Origin of the sequence: Rossellomorea aquimaris, from assembly GCF_001877785.1 — a bacterium.
Taxonomy (GTDB): domain Bacteria; phylum Bacillota; class Bacilli; order Bacillales; family Bacillaceae_B; genus Rossellomorea; species Rossellomorea aquimaris_A.
Window position 1 is genome coordinate 1 of record NZ_MINN01000156.1, and the last position, 492, is coordinate 492.

At 45.9% G+C, this 492-nt stretch carries 1 tRNA gene and 1 rRNA gene; both read left to right on the forward strand.

Annotated elements, in window-relative coordinates:
- The first annotated feature begins 50 nt into the window (after window positions 1–50).
- Window positions 51–126, forward strand: a tRNA-Ala gene (locus BHE18_RS21840).
- 260 nt (window positions 127–386) lie between these two features.
- Window positions 387–492, forward strand: a 16S ribosomal RNA gene (locus tag BHE18_RS21845); the annotation flags it as partial.

The window sequence follows — 492 nt, forward strand, 5'->3', positions numbered from 1 at the left end:
GGACCAAGGGGTCGCAGGTTCGAATCCTGTCTTCCCGACCACTTCAAAATGGGGCCTTAGCTCAGCTGGGAGAGCGCCTGCTTTGCACGCAGGAGGTCAGCGGTTCGATCCCGCTAGGCTCCACCAAGATTTTTGCTTCAGCAAAATATCTTTCCTTTTACGCAGCGTATGCGGAGTAAAAGAATATTCCATAATTCACTTTTGTGAATAACATGAAAAAAGTTGTTGACACTATCTTGTGTCGATGATATACTTGTAAAGTCGCTTCAAACGAGGCGCCTAACAAATTGAACCTTGAAAACTGAACAAAACAAGACAATTACGTCAACGTTAATTCTAGATTTACCGCAACGATTGAATCGTTACAAAAAGAGCTATTCAAACTTTTATCGGAGAGTTTGATCCTGGCTCAGGACGAACGCTGGCGGCGTGCCTAATACATGCAAGTCGAGCGGATTGATGGGAGCTTGCTCCCTGAGATCAGCGGCGGAC